Annotated in this window: 1 protein-coding gene; it reads left to right on the top strand. The window is 63.4% G+C overall.

Annotation, left to right across the window (positions count from 1 at the left end):
* Nucleotides 1-795 (top strand): glutamate synthase-related protein (locus AC1D0P_RS26340; RefSeq protein ID WP_477679422.1); only part of this gene is annotated, 795 nt, incomplete at both ends.

The raw sequence follows: 795 nt of genomic DNA, 5'->3' as shown, positions 1-795 counted from the left end.
AACATGCCGTGCGCGGCAATGCCGAAGACCGCTATCGTGAGTTCGCTGAACTGGTCAACGAATCCTCAGTCAAGATGAATTCCATCCGCGGCCTGTTCAAGGTCAAGATGGCTGAAGATACCGGCCGCGCCCCGATCGACATTTCCGAGGTCGCGCCGGCGGTGGATATCGTCAAGCGTTTCGCCACCGGCGCCATGTCCTTCGGCTCGATCAGCCGCGAGGCGCATACGACGCTCGCCATTGCCATGAACAAGATCGGCGGCAAGTCGAATACCGGCGAAGGCGGCGAAGAAAGCGAGCGCTATCTGCGCAAGCCCGACGGTACCCTTCCGCTCGAACGCTCGGCAATCAAGCAGGTCGCTTCCGGCCGGTTCGGCGTCACGGCCGAATATCTTGTTAATGCCGACATGTTGCAGATCAAGGTGGCGCAGGGCGCCAAGCCCGGCGAGGGCGGCCAGCTGCCGGGCCACAAGGTCGATGCGACGATCGCCAAGACCCGGCACTCGACGCCGGGCGTCGGACTGATCTCGCCGCCGCCGCACCATGACATCTACTCGATCGAAGACCTGGCGCAGTTGATCTTCGACCTGAAGAACGTCAACCCGACGGCCGATGTGTCGGTCAAGCTGGTCTCCGAAGTCGGTGTCGGCACGGTCGCCGCCGGCGTCGCCAAGGCGCGCGCCGATCATATCACCATTTCCGGCTATGACGGCGGCACGGGTGCATCGCCACTCACTTCGCTCAAGCATGCCGGCAGCCCCTGGGAAATCGGCCTCGCCGAGACCCAGCAGACAC

The organism is Polaromonas sp. P1_G2 (genome assembly GCF_056405515.1).
Note: the sequence above shows the minus strand (reverse complement) of the source record. Positions and strands in the feature narration are given on the sequence as shown.